The 22,245-nt window shown below is 61.4% G+C and carries 24 protein-coding genes and 1 tRNA gene; 6 read left to right on the top strand and 19 right to left on the bottom strand.

Going from position 1 to position 22,245, the window contains the following annotated elements:
- Window positions 1–68: 68 nt before the first annotated feature.
- Window positions 69–998 carry a sensor domain-containing diguanylate cyclase gene (locus ACE3TQ_RS14020; RefSeq protein ID WP_374582877.1) on the top strand — a complete coding sequence of 310 codons (930 nt, stop codon included), beginning with the start codon at window positions 69–71 and terminating at the stop codon, window positions 996–998.
- Here the strand turns inward: ACE3TQ_RS14020 and ACE3TQ_RS14015 are convergent.
- Window positions 978–2,150, bottom strand: coding sequence for an acyltransferase family protein (locus ACE3TQ_RS14015; RefSeq protein ID WP_374582876.1), 1,173 nt, complete (start codon window positions 2,148–2,150; stop codon window positions 978–980). The two genes, ACE3TQ_RS14020 and ACE3TQ_RS14015, sit on opposite strands and share 21 nt — an antisense overlap.
- A 195-nt stretch (window positions 2,151–2,345) precedes the next feature.
- On the opposite strand from ACE3TQ_RS14015, the gene ACE3TQ_RS14010 reads away from it, so the two are divergent.
- The gene (locus ACE3TQ_RS14010) at window positions 2,346–3,881 is read left to right on the top strand and encodes an RNA polymerase sigma factor (protein ID WP_374582874.1); all 1,536 of its coding nucleotides are present in this window, start codon (window positions 2,346–2,348) and stop codon (window positions 3,879–3,881) included.
- Here the strand turns inward: ACE3TQ_RS14010 and ACE3TQ_RS14005 are convergent.
- Genes ACE3TQ_RS14005 through ACE3TQ_RS13990 form a run of 4 tightly spaced genes read right to left on the bottom strand, consistent with a single transcriptional unit; the run spans window position 3,876 to window position 8,368 of the window.
- Window positions 3,876–4,898: a metallophosphoesterase gene (locus tag ACE3TQ_RS14005; RefSeq protein WP_374582873.1), complete on the bottom strand. Its 1,023-nt coding sequence runs from the start codon at window positions 4,896–4,898 to the stop codon at window positions 3,876–3,878. The genes ACE3TQ_RS14010 and ACE3TQ_RS14005 overlap by 6 nt on opposite strands.
- 49 nt (window positions 4,899–4,947) lie before the next feature.
- Complete coding sequence (locus tag ACE3TQ_RS14000) at window positions 4,948–5,673, bottom strand: LytR/AlgR family response regulator transcription factor (protein ID WP_374582871.1); 726 nt, start codon at window positions 5,671–5,673, stop codon at window positions 4,948–4,950.
- Window positions 5,661–6,719, bottom strand: a complete 1,059-nt coding sequence (locus tag ACE3TQ_RS13995) for a sensor histidine kinase (protein WP_374582870.1) — start codon at window positions 6,717–6,719, stop codon at window positions 5,661–5,663. The genes ACE3TQ_RS14000 and ACE3TQ_RS13995 overlap by 13 nt, the downstream gene beginning before the upstream one ends.
- Window positions 6,716–8,368, bottom strand: a complete 1,653-nt coding sequence (locus ACE3TQ_RS13990; protein WP_374582869.1) for a Na+/H+ antiporter — start codon at window positions 8,366–8,368, stop codon at window positions 6,716–6,718. Before ACE3TQ_RS13990 ends, ACE3TQ_RS13995 begins: the two co-directional genes overlap by 4 nt.
- Before the next feature lie 78 nt (window positions 8,369–8,446).
- Between ACE3TQ_RS13990 and ACE3TQ_RS13985 the strand changes: the two genes are divergently transcribed.
- Together ACE3TQ_RS13985 and ACE3TQ_RS13980 are read left to right on the top strand one after the other, a co-directional pair.
- Window positions 8,447–8,522, top strand: a tRNA-Gly gene (locus tag ACE3TQ_RS13985).
- 143 nt (window positions 8,523–8,665) lie between these two features.
- Window positions 8,666–9,619 carry a chemotaxis protein gene (locus tag ACE3TQ_RS13980; RefSeq protein ID WP_374582868.1) on the top strand — a complete coding sequence of 318 codons (954 nt, stop codon included), beginning with the start codon at window positions 8,666–8,668 and terminating at the stop codon, window positions 9,617–9,619.
- On the opposite strand, the gene fghA is transcribed toward ACE3TQ_RS13980, so the two are convergent.
- A complete protein-coding gene (gene fghA / locus ACE3TQ_RS13975; RefSeq protein WP_374582867.1) occupies window positions 9,612–10,460 on the bottom strand; it encodes an S-formylglutathione hydrolase in 849 nt (282 codons plus the stop codon). The genes ACE3TQ_RS13980 and fghA overlap by 8 nt on opposite strands.
- A gap of 73 nt (window positions 10,461–10,533) precedes the next feature.
- Between fghA and ACE3TQ_RS13970 the strand changes: the two genes are divergently transcribed.
- Window positions 10,534–11,718 (top strand): cation:proton antiporter, encoded by a 1,185-nt coding sequence (locus tag ACE3TQ_RS13970; RefSeq protein ID WP_374582865.1) that lies wholly within the window; start codon window positions 10,534–10,536, stop codon window positions 11,716–11,718.
- A gap of 1 nt (window position 11,719) precedes the next feature.
- Window positions 11,720–12,838: a YbdK family carboxylate-amine ligase gene (locus tag ACE3TQ_RS13965; RefSeq protein WP_374582863.1), complete on the top strand. Its 1,119-nt coding sequence runs from the start codon at window positions 11,720–11,722 to the stop codon at window positions 12,836–12,838.
- Here the strand turns inward: ACE3TQ_RS13965 and ACE3TQ_RS13960 are convergent.
- From ACE3TQ_RS13960 to ACE3TQ_RS13900, 13 genes are all read right to left on the bottom strand, one after another.
- A complete protein-coding gene (locus ACE3TQ_RS13960; protein WP_374582862.1) occupies window positions 12,835–13,302 on the bottom strand; it encodes a nuclear transport factor 2 family protein in 468 nt (155 codons plus the stop codon). The two genes, ACE3TQ_RS13965 and ACE3TQ_RS13960, sit on opposite strands and share 4 nt — an antisense overlap.
- A 55-nt stretch (window positions 13,303–13,357) precedes the next feature.
- Window positions 13,358–13,546, bottom strand: a complete 189-nt coding sequence (locus ACE3TQ_RS13955) for a hypothetical protein (protein WP_374582860.1) — start codon at window positions 13,544–13,546, stop codon at window positions 13,358–13,360.
- A gap of 134 nt (window positions 13,547–13,680) precedes the next feature.
- Window positions 13,681–14,235: a GNAT family N-acetyltransferase gene (locus tag ACE3TQ_RS13950; protein WP_374582859.1), complete on the bottom strand. Its 555-nt coding sequence runs from the start codon at window positions 14,233–14,235 to the stop codon at window positions 13,681–13,683.
- A gap of 104 nt (window positions 14,236–14,339) precedes the next feature.
- Entirely contained in the window at window positions 14,340–14,915 is a 576-nt protein-coding gene (locus ACE3TQ_RS13945) for an SMI1/KNR4 family protein (RefSeq protein WP_374582858.1), read from the bottom strand.
- Between the two features lie 14 nt (window positions 14,916–14,929).
- The gene (locus ACE3TQ_RS13940; protein ID WP_374582857.1) at window positions 14,930–15,646 is read right to left on the bottom strand and encodes a hypothetical protein; all 717 of its coding nucleotides are present in this window, start codon (window positions 15,644–15,646) and stop codon (window positions 14,930–14,932) included.
- 291 nt (window positions 15,647–15,937) lie between these two features.
- Window positions 15,938–16,414: a DUF4019 domain-containing protein gene (locus tag ACE3TQ_RS13935; RefSeq protein ID WP_374582856.1), complete on the bottom strand. Its 477-nt coding sequence runs from the start codon at window positions 16,412–16,414 to the stop codon at window positions 15,938–15,940.
- Window positions 16,415–16,654: 240 nt separating this feature from the next.
- Window positions 16,655–17,170: a hypothetical protein gene (locus ACE3TQ_RS13930; RefSeq protein WP_374582855.1), complete on the bottom strand. Its 516-nt coding sequence runs from the start codon at window positions 17,168–17,170 to the stop codon at window positions 16,655–16,657.
- An 8-nt stretch (window positions 17,171–17,178) separates the two neighbouring features.
- Window positions 17,179–17,679, bottom strand: coding sequence for a GNAT family N-acetyltransferase (locus ACE3TQ_RS13925; RefSeq protein WP_374582853.1), 501 nt, complete (start codon window positions 17,677–17,679; stop codon window positions 17,179–17,181).
- Entirely contained in the window at window positions 17,676–18,008 is a 333-nt protein-coding gene (locus ACE3TQ_RS13920; RefSeq protein WP_374582852.1) for a hypothetical protein, read from the bottom strand. Before ACE3TQ_RS13920 ends, ACE3TQ_RS13925 begins: the two co-directional genes overlap by 4 nt.
- Before the next feature lie 744 nt (window positions 18,009–18,752).
- Window positions 18,753–19,226, bottom strand: a complete 474-nt coding sequence (locus ACE3TQ_RS13915; RefSeq protein ID WP_374582851.1) for a hypothetical protein — start codon at window positions 19,224–19,226, stop codon at window positions 18,753–18,755.
- A gap of 924 nt (window positions 19,227–20,150) precedes the next feature.
- Window positions 20,151–20,444 (bottom strand): hypothetical protein, encoded by a 294-nt coding sequence (locus ACE3TQ_RS13910; RefSeq protein ID WP_374582850.1) that lies wholly within the window; start codon window positions 20,442–20,444, stop codon window positions 20,151–20,153.
- Between the two features lie 82 nt (window positions 20,445–20,526).
- Complete coding sequence (locus tag ACE3TQ_RS13905) at window positions 20,527–20,781, bottom strand: hypothetical protein (protein WP_374582849.1); 255 nt, start codon at window positions 20,779–20,781, stop codon at window positions 20,527–20,529.
- A 91-nt stretch (window positions 20,782–20,872) separates the two neighbouring features.
- Entirely contained in the window at window positions 20,873–21,229 is a 357-nt protein-coding gene (locus tag ACE3TQ_RS13900) for a hypothetical protein (RefSeq protein WP_374582848.1), read from the bottom strand.
- Between the last annotated feature and the right edge of the window lie 1,016 nt (window positions 21,230–22,245).

Genomic DNA, 22,245 nt, shown 5'->3' with positions numbered 1-22,245 from the left:
TTTACGCGCGGAGTTTAGGTGCATAATTGGACTTCCCGAAGCCAGAAACCCTATTGACGAGGCAAGCAATGATGAACGATTTTGCGGCCGCTTCCAGGGCCACCATGCAATTCCTGCGGCAGCGCCTGGGCTTCAAGCTCTGGATGGTGACCCGCACCGACGGGAATGACTGGATCGTGCTGTTCGCCGAGGACAACGGCTATGGCGTGAAGGCCGGCCAGGTGTACAGCTGGGCCGAATCGCTCTGTTCGCGCATGGTCGAGGGCCAGGGGCCGAACATCGCGCCCGACGTGGCGCAGGAGCCCGGCTATGCCAGTGCGCCGATCCACGACAAGATGGCCGTGGGCGCCTATGTCGGCGTGCCGCTGCGGCGCGCCGATGGCACCCTGTTCGGCACCCTGTGCGCGATCGACCCGGAACCGCAGCCGGAACGCATCCGCGACGAGCAGGATATGGTCGTGCTGATGGGCGAGCTGCTGGGCGGCTTGCTGGAGGCGGAACTGGCCGGCACCGAGGCGGTGCGCAAGGCCGAGCGCAGCGATATCGACAGCACGCGCGACGAGCTGACCGGGCTGTACAACCGGCGCGGCTGGGACATGCTGGTGGCGCGCGAGGAAGAGCGCTGCCGCCGCTACGGCCATCCGGCCTGCGTGGTATCGATCGACCTGGACGACCTCAAGTTTTACAACGATACGCAAGGCTATGCCTCGGGCGACGCCCTGCTGATCCGCTGCAGCAAGGCGCTGAAGGATGTGACGCGCGGCTCGGACGTGGTGGCGCGCATGGGCGGCGACGAATTCGCCATGCTGATGGTGGAATGCGACTACTTCGACGCCCAGGCCATGCTGCTGCGGGTGCAGGAGACGCTGGCCGGCTACGATGTGCGGGCCTCGATCGGCATGGCGATGCGCAAGCCCGGCATCGACCTGGAGGAATCGCTCGCCATTGCCGATGCCGAGATGTACCGCGCCAAGCGCTCACGCAAGGTGCTGAACTAAGCCATCCCTGGCGCCGGCCTGCGGGCCGGCCGCCTTGCCCAGGCCGAACAGGGGCCGCAGCAGCGGCACCCGGCGCACCACCTCGAACACCGCGAAGCTGATGGCCAGCGTCAGCAGCACGATCAGCACGCCTTCCACGGCCGGCTGCAGGCCGGCGGCGCGCAGGGCCATGGCCAGGCAGATGATCAGGCTCTGGTGCAGGATGTAGACCGGGAACACGGCCTGCGTCAGGTAGCGCCGTTTGGCGTTGTCGACATTCAGGTGGCGGTAGCCGAAGCCGCAGACGGCGAGGATGCCGCTCCATTGGCAGGTGGCGTAGACCACGCGCGCCAGCGGCAGCCAGGCGGACTGGAACACATCCCCCATCGAGTAGAAGGCGAGCAGGCCGGCCCAGCTGGCCAGGAACAGGCCGACGGCGACGAAGCGCAGCTGCGCCAGGCGCTGCCAGAAGCCGTCCTGGCGCGCCATGGCGGCGCCCAGCAGGAACATCGGCAGGCTGAGGGCATGGTTGTGCCAGTCGGCGGTCAGGTTGTGGGTGTGCGGCCAGTATGGCAGCAGCAGGATGCGGCCGGCGGCGAGGAAGGCGATCGGCAGCACGAACAGCTTCCAGCCCTGCAGGTGGCGCAGCAGCCAGGCGCCGGCGCCTTGCACGCGGCGGCTGCCGGCGGCGGCCAGCAGCAGGGTGTAGATCCACAGGTAGGGCAGGAACCACAGGTGGTTCCAGGTCGGCATGTCGAGGCAGCCGTTGTGGTCGCAGAAGCCCTTGTAGCCGGTGACGTACAGCTTCATGAACTCCAGGTAGCTGCCCTGGTAGGCGACGTCGGACACCACCTCGAAGTAGGACTGGGGCGGCACGATGAAGAACATGCCGAACACCAGCGGCAGCAGCAGGCGCTTGCTGCGTTCCTTCGCCAGGCCCTTGCCGCCCAGCTTGTCGAGCAGGAAAGCGGCCGCCGCACCGCCGATCAGGAACAGCAGCGACATGCGCCAGGGCGAGGACAGCAGCATGAGCGGTTCGATGGCGCCGCTGGCGGCCGGCGACTTCACATGCCAGTCCCAGGTCACGTAATACATGCCGGTGTGGTACAGCACGAGCAGGAAGAAGGCGAGGATGCGCAGCCAGTCGAGGAAGTAGAGGCGTTTGTTGTCCATGGCAGTTGCCCGGTTGGTTAGCGATGGAGCAAGCTTATGGCCGCAAAGCTTGCCTGGCGAGCAATAGGTGGCGAACGGCAGCCGGCTGGGGTGAACGGCGCCCATGCGCTATATTTCAACCACGGCGGGGGCGGGATGCAATACAGGTGACAGGGCATTTACCAGGGAATGGCGATGGGTGTTGCGGTGCAGACAGTGGGTTTCCTCGAGTACGAGCCGTTGCTGTGGCGCGTGCTGGGCAGCCTGACGCGCGATGGTTTCCTGGTGCAGCCGCAGGATGCGCGCGACATCATCCACGACTTCTACCTGGAATGGCCCAGCCTGGCGGAGCGCTTCGACGCGGGCAAGGGCGAGTTCACCACCTATGTTGCGAGCGCGTTTTACCGCTTTGGCCGGCGCCGGCAGCTGCAGTTGCATCGGCTGAGGTCACGCGCGGTGGAGCTGGAAGCGTGCCTGGACCTGGCGGCGCAGGAGCCATCGCCGCCGGAAGTGGCGGAGTGGCGCCAGCGCCTGGCGCAGCTGCAGGCTGCGGTGGCCACGCTGCCGGCGGCGGAGCAGGCTTTGCTGGCGGACTTCCTGTCGGACCATGCGCCGGCGGAACGGGAATTGGCGCAAAAACACCGGCTGACACGCTACCGTCTGCGCGAGCAGCTGGCGGCCACGGTCAGCCGTGTCGCGCTGCACATCATGCACGAAACGCCCCAGTCGGACGATGCGCGCATCGCCTACCAGGTCTGGGTGGCGGACCAGTCGCCGCGCTGCGTGGCGGCCGAACTGGGGCTTTCAACGGAACAGGTGAACGCGGCCAAGTCGCGCTTTGCGCGGGCCCTGCTGGATGCGGTACGCAGCGCGGATGGGCCGCAAGCACAGGGGAGGAAGACCATGCCCGATCTCGACATACTGAGGAATGCATTGACTGCATTCAATGACTACGGTGCGCTGGAACAGGTGCGCACCCACGCGCCGCACATCCGGGCCGCCCTGGAGGGGCAGGACCTGGTGCTGGGGGAGGACGACAGCGCAGCGGTGGAGCGGCATCCCGAATGGCTGGCCGAGGTTTATGCGTCGCTGGGCGAGGGCGCGCCGGAAGGGGCCCTGGATGAGGCGCAGCAACAGCTGGCGCATCTGTTGTCCGACGAGCAGCTTGCCATGGCGGACGCCTGGGCGGCCTTGCTGGAGAAACTGGATGCCATGCGCGCACCCGCCGCCCCTGGCACATGGGAAAGCGCCTTGCAGGGCGGACCCAGGCCCGATCCGGCCTTGCTGCGCTACCTGCGCGAGCAGCCGTCATGCCGCCAGGGCGACGCTGCGGCGCAGCGCTTGCTTCAGTATGGATTGACGCCTGCCATGCTGTTCGAGGCGCTGCATCGCATGGAACTGCTGTTCAACCGGGCGCTGCGGCGTGGCGGCAGCCATCCGGCGCAGCGCGCTGCAGGCCTACTGGTGCGGGATGGCAAGCAGGGCGCGGCGATTGCGCCGTCGCTGCTTGAAGCCCAGCTGGCGGGCACGCAGGACCTGCCCAGCGGCATGGCCGGGCCGCTGGCGCGCAGCGTGTCGTGCATGCTGCAGGTATCGCCCCTGCTGGTGAACGGCTACCGCTGCCAGGGCGCCAATACCTTTGTCAAACTGCCGGCGGAAGCACGGCTTTCCGGCTTCCTGGGCAGTGGTGAGCTGGTGCAGCGCTGGGCCGCCACCGGCCGCGAGGTGGAGCAACTGCTCCCGGCGCTATAGCACGGCGAACTGGCGCGGCGGCGACAGCGCGTTGAATCCGGTTGCGGAGCGCACGTAAGTCGTTGCCTCCCACTCAAGGCGGCCGGCGATATCGTAGATCCGGTGCAGCATCAATGTGTTTGTCTGGGGTTTGGGCAGCCTCGGCCGGCGCAGCCGGAGGCGCCATTTGAAGGGCACGGTCTCGAACTGCGTCGTGGTGCCCGCCCCGCATTCCCAGCAGACGCGGCTGCCCGGATAGTGGCGGCGCGCGCTGGCCAGGTGGGTGTGGCCGCACAGTATGACGGCAATCTGGTGCTGTTCCAGGAAACGGTCCAGTTCGCGTTTGGCGCTGTCGCTCATCCCGAGTGTGAAACCGAGCCAGGTGCGGGCGTGGTGGATGGCCAGTACGCGCAGTTCCTGGGCCGGGCGCGGTGCGAGCAGGGCGTCGAGCTTGTGCAGCTGCGAAGTGAAGCTGCCCCTGGCGAAGGTGCGCTGGCTGGAATTGGCGGCTACGTCCGCGTCGGAGTCGACTTCGACCAGCAGCAGCATGTGGCCGTGCCGGCCCAGTGGAAAACTGTGGGTGGCGGGCAGGGCGCGGCTGAGGGCGGCGTAGAAATTGCTCGCGCCGTTGCCGACCGGGGTGGGGTGGCCGGCCCAGTGGTCGTGGTTGCCGGGAATGGCCAGCAGCCGGCTGCCGGCATGCAGGCCGGAGAAGTTGCCGGCGGGCGGGTTGAGGTCGATTTCCTGTTCCAGGTAGTTGCGGGCCAGCGCCAGGTCTTGCACGTCGCCGTCGCGGCTCAGGTCGCCCGTGGCGATCAGGTGGAATTTTTCGTCGGCCGCGCGCAGGTCTTCGACGAACTGTTCCAGGTCCTGCAGGGCGATGGCGTGGTGGCCAAGCAGGCCGTCGAACAGGGGGAAGTTGTCCAGCCCGACCTGGACCGGGGTGCTGATGGCCGCGTCGCCGCTGGCGGGGTCGATGCGGCCGATATGCAGGTCTGAAATGTGAACGAGGGTGGCGAGCAGTTTAGGCTGTGGCATGGTGTCCTCCCGGCTTGATCCCCTGTAGACCGCCGGACCGGGAGGAAGTTCACTTTTTCAGCGCTTCGAGCAAGGCGGGTTTGAAGTTGCGGCCGAGGGGGACCTGGGCGCCGTTGCGCAGCACCAGCTGGCCTTGCTGGTCGATGCGGTCGACCAGCGACAGGCGGACGGCGGCGCGCCGGTGGCAGCGCAGGAAGTCGCTGCCCAGGCTGGGCAGGAGGTCGGTCAGGGTCTGGCGCAGCAGCGGGGCGCCCTGGTGCGTGTGCAGGACGACGTAGTTGTCGGCCGTTTCGATCCATTGGATGTCGGCGATCGGTACGACGCGCGTGGCGCCGCGCTCGGTCACCAGCAGCTGCTGCAGCGGGGCGCCGGGTGGCAGGATTGCGGCAGCTTGCCGCTCCGGAGTTGCGGCCTGCCGGCTGGCGATGCGTTCGCGCAGGCGCTGCAGGGCGCGCTGCAGGCGGGCGGCGTCGAAGGGTTTCAGCAGGTAGTCGATGGCGTTGGCGTCGAAGGCCGGCACCGCGTAGGCGTCGAAGGCGGTGGCGAACACGACCAGCGGGGCGGGCACGGGCAGCGAGGCGGCGACTTCCAGGCCGCTGACTTCGGGCATCTGCACGTCGAGGAAGAGGGCGTCGGGAGCGAAGGTGGCGATTTTTTCCAGCGCTTCGATGCCGTCGCGCGCCTCGTCGATGGCGCTGATGCCGGGCTCTTGTTCCAGCAGGCGGCGCAGCTTGTCGCGCGCGGGGCGTTCGTCGTCGACGATCAGGAGACGCATGGGAGCCTCATTTCCGCCCGCACGCCGGCGGGTTCCAGTTGCGTGAGCGTGAGGCTGGCGCGGTCGCCGTGCAGGGCCTGCAAACGCTCGCGCAGGTTGCGCGTGCCTACGCCGTGGGAAACCGGTAAACCAGTGTCCGGCCCGCCGGCTCGGACCGTGAGCGTGCCGGCGTTGTCGGTGATGGCGAGGAGCAGGGCGTCATCCACCCGGCGCGCGCTGATGGTAACCTCGGTGGCCGCGCGGCGGCGTTCCACGGTGTGCTTGAAGACGTTTTCCAGCAGCGGCTGCATGCTCATGACGGGTACCTGGCAATCGCCGCAGCTGGGGTCGATGTCCCACTCGATCCGGACGCGGTCGATGAAGCGCTCCTCCATCAGCCGGGCGTAGCCGCGCAGCAGGCGCAGCTCTGTGCTGAGCGGCGCCTGCTGCTGGCCGCTGACGTCCAGCGTGGCGCGCAGCACGTCGGCCAGCTGCACCAGGGTGGCGTCGGCGCGTTCGACATCGGTGTGCATCAGGGAGGAGATGGTGTTCAGGGCATTGAACAGGAAGTGCGGCTGCATCTGCTGCGTGAGCTGGTGCAGCTGGGCGGTGCGCAGCTGGGCGTTGGCCTTTTCCGCCGCGCGGAACGACAGGATGCCGAAGGTGATCAGGGTGAAGATGGCAAAGAAGATCGAGATCTTGATGTTCTCGTAGACAAAGGTTTCGCCCCAGGGCTCGTGCTCGTAGCGCGCACCCAGCGCCGCATACACGGCATGGCGGATGCCGAAGGCCAGGGGCGTGAACAGCAGCCACCAGACTGGCAGCCACAGCGCCTGGCGCGCGAACCAGCGCGCGGGCGTGGCCAGCAGGCCGTCGTGGCGGCGCGTGCCCAGGCGCTGCAAGGCCAGCAGCAGCGTGGCCACGGCCATGGAAGAGGTCTCCCACAGGATGGGCTGCCACAGCGGCCCGTCGTCGTTGCGCAGGAAATCCTGCACGGCCGTCGCCACCATCATGGCCCAGAACAGCAGCCAGGCGACCAGCAGCGAGAGCGTGGCGCGCCGGTTCATTTGGCCTGTTTCTGGTGGCGCGCTTCGACCAGGTCGATCTCGCGCACCAGCTTGCGCGCCGTCTCGTCGGAGATGTGGTGGTGGCGCGCCAGGTCGAAGATGGTGGCGCGCTCGGCTTCCATGGCGGCCAGGCGCAGGTCGCGTTCGGCCTTGTCCATCATGCGGAAATGCTCCTTGCTCTGGTCCTCGGCCGACCAGGCCAGGTTGAGGCGGTACTCATACAGGGCGATGACGCGCGCGGCGGCCTGCGGCAGCACGTCCGGATGGTGGGCATCGGCCAGGGCCAGCTCGGCGCGCTCGATGGCGGCAATTGCCGCCGACGCGGCCTGGCGGCGCGCCATGTCTTCCTGCTGGCGCTCGGCCGGCTCTTCCGGGAAGTGCATGCCGCCCAGCAGGCGCGGCAAGCCGATGCTGGCCGCCAGCAGCGAAATCAGGATGACCGAGCTGGCCAGCAGGATGGTGAGGTCGCGCGCCGGGAAGGGATCGCCATCGGGCATCACCAGCGGCAGGGTCAGCACGCCGGCCAGGGTGATGGCGCCGCGCGCGCCGGCCAGTGCCGTGGCGAGCAGCAGGCGCCAGTGCGGCTTGGCGCCGTGCGCGCCGCGCGCGCGGCGGGTGCGGCGGAACAGGGTGACGCTGAGCGTCGCCCAGACCCAGACGAAGCGCAGCGCGATCAGGCCGAAGCTGATGGCGATGGCGTACAGCACCAGCCACCATGGATTGATATGGCCGCTCTGCTCCAGCGATTCGCTGGCGCCGCGCAGGATGTCGGGCAGCTGTTCGCCGAGCAGCACGAACATGACGCCGTTCAGGGTGAACTGCACCGTGTCCCACACGGCGGTGCGCTGGATGCGGGTGGCCGCCAGGGCCTGGCCGCCCAGCTCCACATAGCTCATGGTGATGCCGGCCGCCACGGCGGCCAGGATGCCGGAAGCATGCAGGCGCTCCGCCACCAGGTAGGCGCCGAAGGGAATCAGCAGTGAGACCAGGATGGGCGAGCCGGCCGGTTCGCCATAGCGCGCCGTCAGGCGGCCCTGCAGCCAGGCCACGCCGGCCGTGACCGCGACGCCGGCACCGATGCCGGCCACCACAAGCCAGACAAAGGTGAGCGAAGCATTGGCCAGCGAGAAGCTGCCGGTCAGCGCCGCCGCCACCGCAAAGCGGAAGCACACCAGGCCGCTGGCGTCGTTCAGCAGGGCTTCGCCCTCCAGGATATGCATCAGGCGTTTGGGGATGGGCGCGCGCGAAGCAATGGAGCCGACCGCGACCGGGTCGGTCGGCGACAGGATGGCCGCCAGCGCGAACGCCACCGGCAGCGGCATGGCAGGGATCATCCAGTGGATGAAATAGCCGGCGCCCAGCACGGTGAAGATCACCAGGCCCAGGGCCAGTTCCAGGATCACCACGCGGTCGCGCAGCAGGCCGGTATTCGGGATGCGCCAGCCGTCCAGGAACAGCAGGGGCGGGATGAACAGCAGGAAGAACAGCTCGGGGTCGAGCTGGATGCCGTGGCCGGACCAGGCGGCGATGATGGCGCCCAGGGCGATCTGCACCAGGGGGAGCGGCAGGCCGGCCGGCAGCATGCGTTTGAGGTAAGCGCTGGCGATCACGGCCAGCAGCATGGCCAAGACAATCTCGATAGAATCCATGCGAAGATTATAGAGGCAATGTTAATCAAAAAAGAACTTGTCATTGCCAGCTGGTACTGTCATAATAGCGCCTCCTCTGCGGGAATAGCTCAGTTGGTAGAGCGCAACCTTGCCAAGGTTGAGGTCGAGAGTTCGAGACTCTTTTCCCGCTCCAGAATTGCAAAAAGGACACCTGCGGGTGTCCTTTTTTTTGTTGTTTCCTGACCTAATCCCTCCCGGAACTTAAAAAAAGGCCGCTATACTGCCGAAACATTCCATACCAAAGGGAATGCTTATTTAAGAAGATTGGAGCGATTGATGAATTCCGTTCAACAAGAAGTTGACGAGCGCAGTAACCTGACAAACTCCAACAAGTTCGAGTTGCTGCTTTTCCGCCTCGGCGTCGACGACACCAGCGGTAACTCCGAACTGTACGGCATTAACGTCTTCAAGATCCGCGAGATCGTGGCGATGCCGACAGTGACGGCCGTCGCGGGCTCGGAGCCGCACATGCTGGGCGTGGTGAACCTGCGCGGACAAATCATTCCTGTGATGGACTTGCCGGGCATCGTCGGCGTCAAGCCGAAGACCGGCCTGAACATCATGCTGGTGACCGAATTTGCGCGCACGACCCAGGCCTTTGCCGTGGAGTCGGTGGACGAGATCGTACGCCTGGACTGGAGCCAGGTGCTGAGCGCCGAGGGCAGCCACGGCGGCGGCATGGTGACCTCCATCGCGCGCGTCGACGGCGACGTGCAGAACACCCGCCTGGCGCAGGTGCTGGACGTGGAAACCATCCTGCGCAACCTGACCCCGAGCGACGGCAAGGATATCGACGAGACCACCATCGGCAAGCTGCCGCTGAAGCCAGGCACCTTCATCCTGGCGGCGGACGATTCCGTGGTTGCGCGCAACCTGATCGAGCGCGGCCTGGAAGCGATGAACGCCCCGTTCGTGATGATGAAGACCGGCAAGGAAGCCTGGGACAAGCTGAACCACATCGCCGACGGCTGCAAGGCCGAAGGCATTGCGGTGGAAGACCGCGTGGCCCTGGTTCTGACCGACCTGGAAATGCCGGAGATGGACGGCTTCACGCTGACCCGCCTGGTGAAGCAGGATGCGCGCTTCTCCAAGATCCCGGTGGTGATCCACTCTTCGCTGTCCGGCAAGACCAACGAAGACCACGTGAAAGGCGTTGGCGCCGATGCTTACGTGGCCAAATTCGTGGCGGAAGAACTGGCGGAAACCATCCGCAAGGTGCTGACTAAGTAAGCTCCTTCAGCTGCCGGCCATGGAAGCGCACATGGTCGGCGATGAAGCTGGAGATGAAGTAGTAGCCATGATCGTAGCCCGCATGCCGGCGCAGCTCCAAAGGCTGGCCGGCGGCGCGGCACGCATCCTCAAACACTCCCGGATATAACTGCTCCTCAAGGAACTTGTCGGCCAGGCCCTGGTCGATCAGGATGCCATTGGGGAAGGGCGCCTCCTCCTGCGCCGCCATGAGCGCGCTCGCGTCATGTGCCAGCCAGCTGGCCTGGTCCGGTCCCAGGTAGCCATTGAATGCCTTGTGGCCCCATGGGCAGCGGGAAGGCGCGGCAATCGGCGCAAAGGCCGAAACGCTGCGGAACAAGTCCGGCCGGCGCAGCGCCAACGTCAGCGCGCCGTGGCCGCCCATCGAATGGCCGAAGATGCCGATGCGTTTGGCATCGACCGGCAATTCATCAATCACCAGCTGGCGCAGTTCGTGGATGTAGCTCTCCATGCGGTAGTGCTGCGACCATGGCTGTTGCGTAGCGTCCAGGTAGAAACCGGCGCCTTCGCCGAAATCCCAGCTGGCGGTCTCACCTTCAAAGCCGGCGCCGCGCGGGCTGGTGTCGGGCGCGACCAGGATCAAACCTTCCTGTGCGGCGAACTGCTGCGCGCCGGCCTTGATGGCGAACGTCTCTTCGGTGCAGGTCAAGCCCGCGAGATAGAACAGGGCGGGCAGGGGACCCTGCGATGCCTGCGCCGGAATAAAGATGGAGAAGCGCATTGGCAAGCCAATCGCTTTCGAGTCGTGGCGGTAGAAACGCTGTACCCCGCCATGGCATACGTGTTCGCTGATCATGTCCATGCCGGCATTGTACCGAACTTGGGTGCGACGCGTTTTTCACAAATGCAATATAGTTGAGGTCGGAGGTAAGTCTATGACCGATTTGTTAGTCGTCTCTGACGAACTCGCCTGGACCTGCGCCATGCTGCTGGCATGGCTTGCTGGTGAGTTTGTCCATCGCTGGACCAGGCTGCCGCGCATCAGCGTGTATGGCCTGGTGGGTTTCCTGCTGGCGCAGGCTACGCCCGATCTTCTCGTGCCGGATGGCAGCAGCCAGGTAACGCTGCTGGCCAATATCGCATTCGGCCTGATCCTGTTTGAATTTGGTTACCGCATCAACCTGCGCTGGCTGCGCGTCAATCCCTGGATAGCTATCAGCGGCCTGGCCGAGTCGGCACTGACCTTTGGCGCGGTGTATGCCATCGCCATCTGGCAGGGCATGCCGCCGTTGACGGCGCTGCTGCTGGCATCGCTCGCCATGTCCACCTCGCCGGCCGGCGTGCTGCGCGTGATCAACGAGGAACGCAGCTCGGGGCAGGTGACCGAGCGCGTGCTGCACCTGGTGGCGCTCAACACCGTACTGGCGCTGTTCGTGTTCAAGGTGGTGGTTGGCTTCTGGGTTTTCCAGACATCCGGCAGCCTGACGCAGGCCGTGTCGCACAGCCTGATCGAGCTGCTGGCGTCCGCCGTGCTGGGCGCTGTGGCCGGCATGCTGACGCCGGCGCTGCTGCGCGGCCTGGGCACGCTGGCACGCGACGGCACCGTGGCGTTTGCCATGGTGGTGATCCTGCTGGTGTCGATCACGCAGGCCGCCGACCTGTCGCCAATGCTGGCGACGCTGACCTTTGGCCTGATGGCGCGCCACCGCCGGGTGACGTTCACGCGCACCCAGCGCAACTTCGGCGCGATTGGCGAACTGTTGACGGTGCTGCTGTTCGTGTTCGCAGTCTGCACGCTGGACTGGCAGCGCGTGGTGGCCGGCGCCTCGCTCGGCTTGCTGCTGCTGATGGTGCGCTTCGCCACCAAGACGATTGCCGTGGCGGCGTTCTCGCATGTCTCCGGCATTTCGTGGCGCAAGGGCGCGCTGATCGGCGTGGCCTTGTCGCCAATGTCGGTGTTCGCGATCCTGCTGCTGGAGCAGACGCGGTATATGGGTATTGTGCTGGTGGATGAACTGGCGGCGCTGGCAGCCATGACCTTGTTCATGGAAGTGCTGGGACCAATCATCACGCAGCGCTCGCTGGTGCTGGCGCGCGAAACGGCGAAAGAGGAGGGCTGATATGCCGTTGGAAGAATTCAAATCGTCGCAGCCCCTGACCATGGGCGTGGAGCTGGAGCTGCAGCTGGTCAGCCTGTCCGACTTCGACCTGACGGCGTCCAGCCCGGACCTGCTGCACCTGCTGCAGCGCAAGCCGTTCCCCGGCAATGTGACGCCGGAGATCACCGAGAGCATGATCGAGATTAACACCGACGTACACACCAAACACGGCGAGCTGCTGGCGCAGTTGCATGAAACGCGCGATACGCTGGTGAAGGCGGCCGACACGCTGAATATCGGGATCTGCGGCGGGGGCACACACCCGTTCCAGCGCTGGTCGGAGCGCAAGATCTTCTCCAAGCCGCGCTTCAAGGAAGTGTCGGCGCTGTACGGCTACCTGGCCAAGCAGTTCACCATCTTCGGCCAGCACGTGCACATCGGCTGCAGCAGCGGTGACGATGCGCTGTACCTGCTGCATTCGCTAAGCCGCTATGTGCCGCACTTTATCGCGCTGTCGGCTTCCTCGCCGTATGTGCAGGGCAATGACACCCTGTTCAACTCCGCGCGCCTGAACAGCGTGTTCGCCTTCCCCATGAGCGGACGCGCGCCCTTCATCCTGAAGTGGGACCAGTTCGAGCACGAGTTCTTCTCCAAGATGGAACACACGGGCGTGATCAAGTCGATGAAGGACTTCTACTGGGATATCCGCCCCAAACCGGAGTATGGCACCATCGAACTGCGCGTGTGCGACACGCCGCTGACGGTGGAGCGCGCCGCGGCGCTGGCCTGCTACCTGCAGGCGCTGTGCTCCTACCTGCTGGAGCGCAAGGAAGCGCCGCCGGCGGAGGACGATTACCTGGTCTACAACTACAACCGCTTCCAGGCTTGCCGCTTCGGGCTGGATGGAACGGTGGTGCATCCCAAGACCTACGAGAGCCTGTCGCTGCGCGAAGACATCCTCACCACGCTGCGGCGCATGGACCTGCATGCCGAAGCACTGGGCGGCAGCGCGGCGCTCAACCACCTGATGCAGGTGACGCATATGGGCAGCGATGCGCATTACCTGCGCGCGCAGTACGACGCGTCGGGCAGCGTGGAAGGTGTGGTCGACGCCGCGATCGCGCGGTTCCGGGGCAATTAGGGCTGGGGCTTGTGGTCGTAGCTCAGGACCCGCGCCAGCTTCCAGGTGCTGCCTTCGCGCTTCCAAAGGTGTACGAACTGCGCCACCTCGGCGCCCGGTTCACCAGCTTTGGTGAACGTGTGGCGGCCTGTCTGGATGGCCCCGTATCCTTGCATCGGGTAGACCTGCAGGCTGCCGGGGACCAGGGTCCGCTTGACGCCATTGTCGCGCGGGCAGGACTTTAAAGTCCGGACCGCATCGCCAAAGCTGGCCCCCGTGCGGTCGTGATAGAACTCGGCGTCCTGGGTGAAGATCGCTTTGAATTTTCCCGCGTCACAGGTGACGAAGGCTGCTTCAAACAGCATGCTGTCCATGCGCGCCAACTCATCGTAAAGCTGCCCGCTGCGGGAGGAGTCCTGCGCCAGGCAAGCGGGGGCCTGTGTGGCGGCGAAGGTCACTGCGAGGAGTGCGATGGTGGTACGCATGGCGGCGGGCGCCCGCCCGGTTCGTGCTAGCAGGCGCTTTTTTGCGCGTCAGTGGTTATGGGCACTGGCGCATGCAGATGATGGACTCTTTCCAGCACTGGTATTCATACTCCGGAACCATTTCTGCGCAGGCGTAGTACTGCGCGTTGCACTCAGCACGGCAGGTTTCCCGGTCAGTAGCGACTGCGAATTGCGACGACAGGCCTGCACCCAGGGCAAACAAAAAGATCGCGATTTTCTTCAATTTCTTCTCCATTTATTGTGGTTGATCAAAATACGCGGAACCATATGCGCCAAACGACTATGGGAGAAGGTCGAAATAGTGTCAATAAAATAACGTTACTTCGAAATTAATAGTGATGCGAATTCACATCACTTTCAAATCGGAAATGGATGTGGCCCTAGCCGATAGAGACAGTGCGTTTTGAGGGGATGGCCGTCCGGCAGGGCAGGATGCTCAAAGCTGCCGGAAGCCTGCATGCCCAACCGCTCCATCACCGCGCGCGAGCGTGAGTTGCAAAGTGCCGTGAACGAAACGATCTCCGTCAGCCCCAGGGATTGGAAGCCGAAGCCGATCGCCGCCTTTGCCGCCTCCGATGCATAGCCCTTTCCCCAATGGTCGAACGCCAGGCGCCAAAGCACCTCCACGCACGGCGAGAAGGGAAGATCCACGCGCGGGCGCTGAAGGCCGACTAGGCCGATGAACTGGCGGCTGTCCTTAAGTTCCGCCACCCATGGTCCCCAGCCGTTTTCGCGGATAAGCGCCGAGCAGCGATCGGCCATGGCATCGCTTTGCTGGCGCGTCAGGACCGAAGGGAAAAACTCCATCACCCTTGGGTCGGCGTTGATGGCAGCGAACGGCCCGTAGTCGCCCGGCGTCCATTGCCGCAAGCGGAGCCGCTCGGTCGTAATTTCGGAAGGTGTAACTTGCATATTTTACCTGTTGTGGCGGATGCTGGTCGCAGACCGTGATAGTGGCAGGAGGGCGCAGGTACAGCGCATCTTTTGCGAGGCTATTGGCATGGATATCACTTTCGCTAAAAGCCGAATCCTGACGGAGTTCTTCCGGACAAGACCGCAAGTTGCCAGCTCTCGTACAAGTCCAGGAAGTTAGAGGGAGTGCAGAATTGATGCGGGGTGTAGCCGTAATCCGTGATGCACACTTTGCCGCGCATGGGACCGTTCAGCACCAGTACACCCTCCGAGCCGCAGCCCACCTCAAACAGCACCATATTGCCGTGGAGGTGAGGGTCATCTTCCTCATCATCGCCGGCGCCTGCTTCCGCTACCTGCTGCCCTGACGTGTAGATGCTTGGGCGGCAGTACGTTCGGGCCTCCTCGGCCCTGAGCGTTGCGCCGAGGGGAGTGAAGCGCTGCTTCAGGCCGTAGAAAGGGCCGGCGCCGCCATCTCCGACTTCCAGGATGAAGCGCTTGTATCCCTCAGGGAGGACGAAGGAGTATTTCTGCTCCAGCTCTTCCACTTCCTTCAGCGATGCCACGGGATTGAGGACGAACTTGTGTTTGCCCGCACCGAAGACGCGTGAAAGCCTGTCGGAAGGCAGATCCACGATCCTGTCGTGGTTGGCCTTAATTCTCTTGAGTTGTTGATCCATCTGTTACGCCTTGGTCAATCGCGTCCCGGCAAGGACACTGAGGTCCCCTGGGCTGCCATCGGAGCTGGCGGTGGCTCAATGGACACCCATGATGCGCCCTGCACCCCGTATTCAACAAGCAGAAACTCCCTCGCAGATTCAAGTGTGTAGTACATGTCTCCCACCACCGTTTGGCCCTGATCATCCAACCCTCGGAGCCAGTACACTGGCTCGCCATCGATACCTGAACCTTTTGCGATGATGAAGAATCCGACGGGCGACATCTGGCATTCGGCGTGGGGGCGCGGCTGATATCCCTTGGGCAGCAGTTTTTGCTGGAGCACTGCGTATTCCACTACAGGGGCGCCATCGTCAATGAAGAGAGGAATGGGCGTTTGCTGGTCGATCTGGTGGAGATGGCTGGCCAGATACCTACCCAACCCGGCTTCCACGACCTGGAACGCTGTTGGCCGGTACTTTCCCGCGTGGCTTTGCTTCAGATAGTGCTCATCCTCGAAAGCCACTTGGCATTCGGGGCAACATGGACTCTCGCCGGACCCGGAGGGCAGGGCGCTTGCGATCTTGCGAAGATCGTTCAAGTCAATGTACCAGGTGCTGCACTCGTAGCATTCCACCCAGATGTGGCTACATTTTGGACAGCGCAGGAACGCCAGGTCTTCGTCCCCACAACAACTGAAGTGGGAGTACTCCACATCTTGATCAGTGAGGGGCAGTTGGTCTTTGGGTTGCATACTTTCTGTTTTCTGGATGCCAGGCGGGGTCGATACTCATTAGTAGATCCTGCGCGACGATACCAACGAATGCATGTTGCTTCAAGCAGGAGGGAAGCAACGAGGGCGCTCAGGACGAACCACGGAATGAAAATGGTGTGCGTCCAGCGCAAGCTCAATGCGTCGCGCAATTGCCCGGCCGCCAAAACTCCAAAGGCATACAAGCCACAGCAACAAAGCTACCAGCGGCCTAAACGCCAGTGCGGCCTTCTGCTCTGGCATGGCGGAAGGACCGGTTTTGCGGCAAGTCGCTTATTTGGTGGCCTTACCAGGCAGGGAAACACGTTTCTTCAAAAAATAGCCAGCGAGGCGCCACTGACCGTTTTGGTTGAAGAGGACGACTCTCTCTTCTAATGCGCTGGCGTTTGCGAAAGTGGTTTCGAAGAAGACACCAGCGTAGTGGCCTGCCGGGGCATCTTGCAACTCTTTAGTGAAGCCAATGCCGCGAACTGACCTTGTCTTGACTGCACCAACCAAGCCGCGCATCGACTTGATGCCCGCAATGAAGACTGGCTTTGATGTGGAATCCTGGAAGGGTTTAGCAGCGTGATCCCAAGCTTTCCCATGTTCTCCAGCATCGAGGAGATTGATCGCCTTTTGAGCTTGCGCTGCAACTGCAGCTTCCTCCTCCGCTGAACCCAGCACAAACTCATTGGGCGCTGCCTTAGCGAACGTGCTGGTGCCCAGTAAAAGGGCGAATGCGATAAAAAGATTTCGTATGGAATTCATGGCTTTCAGTGTCGTCTGACATACGGATGATAGGTCCGCAGGCCTAACCGTTACGGCAGCTATCAGCGATTCGGTTGAGGGGCGCCGGAGCTGGTGCGGGACTTAAAATGCATCTAAAGTACGGGAAGGTCTTGATTGCGCCACTGATGCTGTTACTCAATCTCACCGGAAGAATCTCCAAAAATCTATCGTTCTGCCGTTAGCTGCAACGCACGCAATCGACGCGCTCCACGGATGGGGTCAGCCATCGCAGCGTATGCGTGGATTCGTGGAATCGCCAGCCGGCCAATCCGTGCGCCGCCAGACAAAAGTTTGCGCATCGAGAAGAACGAGGGACCAAACAACAGGGTCACCTCCTTCGGTGGTTCTTGTCTCGCCATTGATGAACATCGTTATTACGTTTCCCTGGGCATGCAAGACCTTGTAAGTGACCGTGTCGCTCTTGCTGCCATCGCCCATGATGTATGGTTCAGTCGATTTGAAAGTGGCAACCGAAAGATCCCTGGAAAAGGAGATGGTTTCGTTCGATTTGCAATCGACCTTGCCACCTTCATTCAGGTATGCCCAAGTACCGGCAACACGAGTGAAGATGTTCGCGGATGAAGCGAACTGGCTTTCAACGTTTGTAGTCGGAGCGGTGGCGCATCCGGTTAAAGCAATTGCGGTGGCGATGAATAAGGTGCGCATAGGAAGACAATGGTCGTAAGTGTAAAAGGGTGGTTGGCTACAGCGAAGCGCAGCATTGGGGGAAGTCATACGGCATCTCAGGCGACGGGCTGGCGAAGGGTGCGTGCATAGAACTTGGTATCGACGGCCATGACTGGGAACGTATCCGGGAGCTCGCCCTTAGAAACCTCTGTAAAGCCGTTCTTCACGTAGAAGCGATGCGCGGCAAGGAATGCGTTAGTTGTGCCAAGATAAATCTCGTCAATGCCTCGGGACCGGCACCACTCGATCAGGGTTGCTATCAATTGCCGGGCAACGCCAAGCTCCGGGCCCCGGTGGGACTTCGCGACGAACATCTTGCGCAGGGCACCCTGGCCGTTGCCGATGTCCAGTAAGGCGATGGTCCCGACGACAACGCCTTCACATTCAGCGACCCAGAAACCGCCATTGCCGCGTTGGTAGAAGCCTGGAATATCCTGCAGATCCGGCTGCGCCTCGAGCGTAATGGGAATGGAAAACTCGGACTGCTGGATTGGCAGGATCACGTCGACGACTGCTTGAGTGTCAGCAGGCGAGAATTGGCGTATGAGTGTCATCATGGAGGTGTTGAACGGGGATCGGGGCCGCCGAAGTTCTGCCGCCATTGTTGTACAGCAGCTGTGACGCGTGTCGAATACTCGCTTGTAAGATCGCGACCTTTGTAGGCGGAACTGCTGTTCGTGAGAATAGGTGCGGAATTCTGAATATCCGAGGCTAACCAGGAAATATACCCGCGCCCTTCAATCTGAAATCTGGCGGCCTCGCTAGCGTCGAGCCGGAGCAGGAAATCGTAACCAATGAAGCTGTGATTGCAGTTCACGTCGAGGTAGAGAAATCCTTCATCCTCCAAGAGAAACCACCACTGCGGTTCGTGATCCAGAACTTTCAATTTTCTATTACCGTTTCAAGTGGCCCGAAGACTGATGCTTGGGGCATCCAGTTGGAATTGGCAGCTTGCGCCTCGATCGAATTGTTTGGTGTGAACCGGTCCGCAATAGGCGAGAAGAACTGCGCCACCAAGCAACAAAGTCAGCAATGTTAGTATTTTAGCATTAAATTGGGCCGGCGAAAGCTCTCCTTAGCCCGAAGCGTGATGCAAGGCCCCACGCGCTTGGGGGGGGGGCGGCCGGCCTGCGAGGGGAACGCCACGTAAAGGTGGTCTGCTTTGAAAGATCTGGACGCTTCTGTGCAGGAGCTTATCGCTCAGTAATCCCTAGCAGCTGGGGCTTAGGGTATGGCCAGTGCCACTTTCGAGCTGGGATACCGCCAACTGCAGCCGACGAATCAATTCCTTTGTTTGCGGGATGCTTAATTCGAGCTCGGTTGTAGCAATAACATCGTCATCGGTCAGAGAATTTTCATCCACGATCGTTGAAGCGCGTTGGGGCGCAACGTTCCAGACTTCTAAATTAACGTGGTCGTCGTGAATTCCAGGAATTACCTCAACGAAGCCAGATCGGTACGAAATGTCTTGGCAAAGAATCTTAGGGGGGCTCATGGAGCAGTGCCTACTGTGCTTGAATTGCCCGGCGCGCATCAGCGCGGCCGGGGTGAACGAAGTATTAGCGCTTGGAACTGGGGAGGGACACCGCATGGCCTGCTTCAACTGCAAATCAAGCCAGTTGCGATACTTTCAAGTGCACAATTCACGCCGTTCCATGACCGCGATCAGCTGATACAAGCGCCTCTTGTTGTATTGCTGTAGCAGGCACGGATAGAGGTTGCCCACGGTATTAAAGAAGACGAAACTGAGACCTATCTTCGGTCCGTAGGAGTTCCAAGCGTAGATCGTCAACACCATCATCACGGCAAATCCCACCCAATGCGAAACCTCGGCAGTGGCGATGTGTTGTCGAATGTCCTTCAGCAGTTGAAGGTCGCGATTCTTCGGCAGTTTGATGTTGGTGTTAAACATGCGCAGCGGCGTGGCCAGGAGAATTTTCCGATACCGCTCGACCCCAAGACGCTCATACGTCTTTGAGTCGGCAAACAGGTAGCGTGCGCTCAACCATCCATAAAATGGCATCCTGCGCAACACGAGATCGGCGAAGACTCCGACGATGAACGACAGGAACAGGACGGCGATGGGATTGTTTAGAAGTTGCATTCTTGGTTCCAGGAGACAGGACTGCCTAAGGTGTACGACAAGTCGCGGCTGAAGCATGCAGATGGCCGCCGCATCTGTGCGCTGACGGGGTAAACCCTAGTGCTGTATGGATGCTGCGACAATCGATGCCCATTCAAGAAAGGACTCAGCTTCCCAATTGTTGCCTACTTTAAGCCCCTTCACATCGTAGGGCCGTGGCTTGCCACCGAACCAGTTTATCCATTCATATCTATCCTCTCGCGGGATCTGCACGAGGGGGACGTCAAACTCTTTGATGACGAACCGGGTGCCAGGCGGGAACTCCGATTCATCAGGAACTCTAGCGCCTCTCGACGAACTCTCGCCGGACAACAGCTTTCTCAATGAGGAAATCATGGTCTCTTAACGTGATGGTTCAGTGGTGCCGACAGGCGTCCGCTGGAGTACGGGTTAGTCCGCACATGTCGATGGGAAGGCGGTTGCCCACTGCTCGTATAACGCAGGGTTTGTGGCCCCGACTTCCGCGAGAAGACGTTCAACGTGCTTGAAGCCAAGTGCATTCGCAACTAACGTAAGGTCTTCATCCTCCAGTTCATCCTCGTAAAGTTCTATGAAGAGGTCAGCGAGAACAGCCTGCGCCGAGCTGTAACGACACCATACGTCGTCAATGTCCTCGAGAGAACACTTCTCGAAGAACTTGGATTCGTTATCGTAATAGGTCAGAGTTGCTCCACACTCCCACAATGGAATTATGGGCCTGGCGCTTATAGGGGATGATATCCAGCGCAATGGAGGCTGACATCGGAAACCGAGCAGCGAGGATTCGTCGTAATCAAGCAGATGATCGGCCAAGCCTGGGCCGAACCCCAGATCACATAAAGTATCGGAAATCATAGGCAAACGTTGACGATTAACGGCGCCGCCAGGCGTCGATGGATTGGATGGTTAGCCTTCATCTGGATTCTGATGTATGGTCCAGGACGCGATGAAATGGACCCCAGAAACCGACTCTCCCGTGGATCGAAGCGTATAAATCGAATCCGGGTCGGCGACATCCAGCTCGCCGTCAAATGGGATCGAGAACTCACCGCCGCCATCGGATCGCTCAAAATAAAGAGAGTGCTCCGCCAGCCGGGAAATGATTCCGTGAAGTTGGATCTGTTTCGTAACCGCGCCGGCGCGATCGAGGTAGGTAAGCCCGACAAGGATTCGCTTGCCAAAGATTGTGTCGTCGTTCATTTTCTTTCGTTTCTGAGAACCAGCGCCTGGAGCGCGCAGCGCGTAAGCTGTCCGGTTGATTAAGGGGTTACGCGTTGTCGATCTAAACACTGCGCCAAGGTGGGTTAAATGGCTTGGCTCGGTAAAGCGCGACACCGAATGCAGCGATAATCAACGGTAGCATGAATGCGGTCCAACGAAAAACCAGATCGTCGGAAGGAACTCCATCAATATCAATTGTGCCGCCTGGAAGAATGTACGGGAAGCTTGCAACGGCCATGATAAGGCCGCCGACGGCAAAAGCTACGGACATGATCCGTCGGACAATGAAGTTAAAGAGTCGCCAGTACAAAGTCATCGTTAGCCTAACGTTTCAAGCTAAGCGGCGCTGCCAAGCGCGGGGCGACTGGCGTGTCCAGCGAACTAAGTGAGCGAGGTTGAGCATGTGTTTAGCCCGCTTTGAATTGTTCGTCATATGCCTGCACATGATTAGGGAAAAGGCGCTCATAGGTAGGGTAACTAACACCCACAACTTCAACCTCCAAGCCTTCGGCCTCACCAAGTTCTGAGGAAAGATCCGAAATTCGGACGCCACCAATAGGATCCAATTGCTCACCGTCGCTGGTATGAACCGTAAGCCGCAACTTGTCTTGAACTGTGTCCAATGTACTCACCACGTAAGCCTTTATTTCAGAATACGCAGGCTCAGGGTAGAAGCGACCGGAGGCACAACCCATTGGAGGGTCGCCCCGCTCAAGCTCGCTCCAGCCCACTAAGGCGGTGCCATTGAGAATGTTGAATCGCATAAAGAGGAGGCTAACGTGCGAATTCACCGGACTGCGCGGTTCATTGCGTAGGTCCGGTGGAATGTAAGGTTGGGCAAATAGCGACTTGCCCGGAAAAGAAGCGACCGTTCAAGGATTCGCTCCGCCGGGGAACTTGACCAGTAGCGGCATAAGTTCAACATAGGTTTTTACATGAAGGTCTGAGCCTGCGTGACGCGCGGCCCGGGCCTTGAATAGTAATTCGGCGCGAGCTTCTTCTAGTCATGAGCGCGGCGCACGCCGCGCGACATCAGCCGCGGCTTCAAGAGAGCCATAAGACTTATACGCATCGAACGACATCGCAAACGCGAAGATTCCTGCGTCGTCACTGGTAACAGGTAGATTCATGTGCTTGCGGCCCCAAGGTTCACGCGAACCAGCACGATAAAGTGCAGCTTTGACGTGTCCAGCGAACGAAGTGAGCGTGGTTAAGCCTATGGTTGGGCATTTACTTTTCTCCTTGGAGAACTGCGGCTTTGGGACACATTTTAGCGTTCTCAGATTTTGAGTGAACAAGTTCCCCGCCTTCGTATATACATTTGAAAGGCGGATCATCAGGCTGCTTCCCAACAAGCCATTGAACTTTATGGTCTTTGAAAAACGAAACGCTAAACTTCTCCATAGTGCTCAAGTCGTCGGCATCTCCCATCCAAATGTACTGGCAACCTGTGAATGGGCGTGGAAGTGCGCGGCTAGGAAATACTGCGAAGTCGACACCGTGGGTCCGAACAATCTCCGCACTCGGCGGAACTTGTTCTATATTTCTGCAACCCTTGGGGGGCGCAATCCCTGGCAAGAAAGTCACAGTGAAGATTAGCGATGAGAGCATAAATGTTAGAAGGTCAAACGTGTTGTTTCAGCGGCGCCGTCAGGCATCCGCTGGAATGTTCTGCTGGGCGGAGTGGGGCGGCCGCTTTCCTTCGCTTCCCCCGGAATCCGAGGGGCAGGGGGAATGAGGCCAAAACCACGCCGATGGCGCGACTCCACGGTTGGCGCGC

The sequence above is a fragment of the Pseudoduganella sp. genome, assembly GCF_041914865.1.
Classification (GTDB): domain Bacteria; phylum Pseudomonadota; class Gammaproteobacteria; order Burkholderiales; family Burkholderiaceae_D; genus Rugamonas.
This window is presented reverse-complemented; position numbering and strand designations above follow the sequence as displayed.

What these genes read in the sequence shown, in the direction of transcription:
- ACE3TQ_RS14020 (WP_374582877.1), top strand. Translation starts at nt 69, where the DNA reads ATGATGAACGATTTTGCGGCCGCTTCCAGGGCCACCATGCAATTCCTG.
- ACE3TQ_RS14015 (WP_374582876.1), bottom strand. Translation starts at nt 2,150, where the DNA reads ATGGACAACAAACGCCTCTACTTCCTCGACTGGCTGCGCATCCTCGCC.
- ACE3TQ_RS14005 (WP_374582873.1), bottom strand. Translation starts at nt 4,898, where the DNA reads ATGCCACAGCCTAAACTGCTCGCCACCCTCGTTCACATTTCAGACCTG.
- ACE3TQ_RS14000 (WP_374582871.1), bottom strand. Translation starts at nt 5,673, where the DNA reads ATGCGTCTCCTGATCGTCGACGACGAACGCCCCGCGCGCGACAAGCTG.
- ACE3TQ_RS13995 (WP_374582870.1), bottom strand. Translation starts at nt 6,719, where the DNA reads ATGAACCGGCGCGCCACGCTCTCGCTGCTGGTCGCCTGGCTGCTGTTC.
- ACE3TQ_RS13990 (WP_374582869.1), bottom strand. Translation starts at nt 8,368, where the DNA reads ATGGATTCTATCGAGATTGTCTTGGCCATGCTGCTGGCCGTGATCGCC.
- ACE3TQ_RS13980 (WP_374582868.1), top strand. Translation starts at nt 8,666, where the DNA reads ATGAATTCCGTTCAACAAGAAGTTGACGAGCGCAGTAACCTGACAAAC.
- fghA (WP_374582867.1), bottom strand. Translation starts at nt 10,460, where the DNA reads ATGGACATGATCAGCGAACACGTATGCCATGGCGGGGTACAGCGTTTC.
- ACE3TQ_RS13970 (WP_374582865.1), top strand. Translation starts at nt 10,534, where the DNA reads ATGACCGATTTGTTAGTCGTCTCTGACGAACTCGCCTGGACCTGCGCC.
- ACE3TQ_RS13965 (WP_374582863.1), top strand. Translation starts at nt 11,720, where the DNA reads ATGCCGTTGGAAGAATTCAAATCGTCGCAGCCCCTGACCATGGGCGTG.
- ACE3TQ_RS13960 (WP_374582862.1), bottom strand. Translation starts at nt 13,302, where the DNA reads ATGCGTACCACCATCGCACTCCTCGCAGTGACCTTCGCCGCCACACAG.
- ACE3TQ_RS13950 (WP_374582859.1), bottom strand. Translation starts at nt 14,235, where the DNA reads ATGCAAGTTACACCTTCCGAAATTACGACCGAGCGGCTCCGCTTGCGG.
- ACE3TQ_RS13945 (WP_374582858.1), bottom strand. Translation starts at nt 14,915, where the DNA reads ATGGATCAACAACTCAAGAGAATTAAGGCCAACCACGACAGGATCGTG.
- ACE3TQ_RS13940 (WP_374582857.1), bottom strand. Translation starts at nt 15,646, where the DNA reads ATGCAACCCAAAGACCAACTGCCCCTCACTGATCAAGATGTGGAGTAC.
- ACE3TQ_RS13935 (WP_374582856.1), bottom strand. Translation starts at nt 16,414, where the DNA reads ATGAATTCCATACGAAATCTTTTTATCGCATTCGCCCTTTTACTGGGC.
- ACE3TQ_RS13930 (WP_374582855.1), bottom strand. Translation starts at nt 17,170, where the DNA reads ATGACTTCCCCCAATGCTGCGCTTCGCTGTAGCCAACCACCCTTTTAC.
- ACE3TQ_RS13925 (WP_374582853.1), bottom strand. Translation starts at nt 17,679, where the DNA reads ATGATGACACTCATACGCCAATTCTCGCCTGCTGACACTCAAGCAGTC.
- ACE3TQ_RS13915 (WP_374582851.1), bottom strand. Translation starts at nt 19,226, where the DNA reads ATGCAACTTCTAAACAATCCCATCGCCGTCCTGTTCCTGTCGTTCATC.
- ACE3TQ_RS13910 (WP_374582850.1), bottom strand. Translation starts at nt 20,444, where the DNA reads ATGAACGACGACACAATCTTTGGCAAGCGAATCCTTGTCGGGCTTACC.
- ACE3TQ_RS13905 (WP_374582849.1), bottom strand. Translation starts at nt 20,781, where the DNA reads ATGACTTTGTACTGGCGACTCTTTAACTTCATTGTCCGACGGATCATG.
- ACE3TQ_RS13900 (WP_374582848.1), bottom strand. Translation starts at nt 21,229, where the DNA reads ATGCGATTCAACATTCTCAATGGCACCGCCTTAGTGGGCTGGAGCGAG.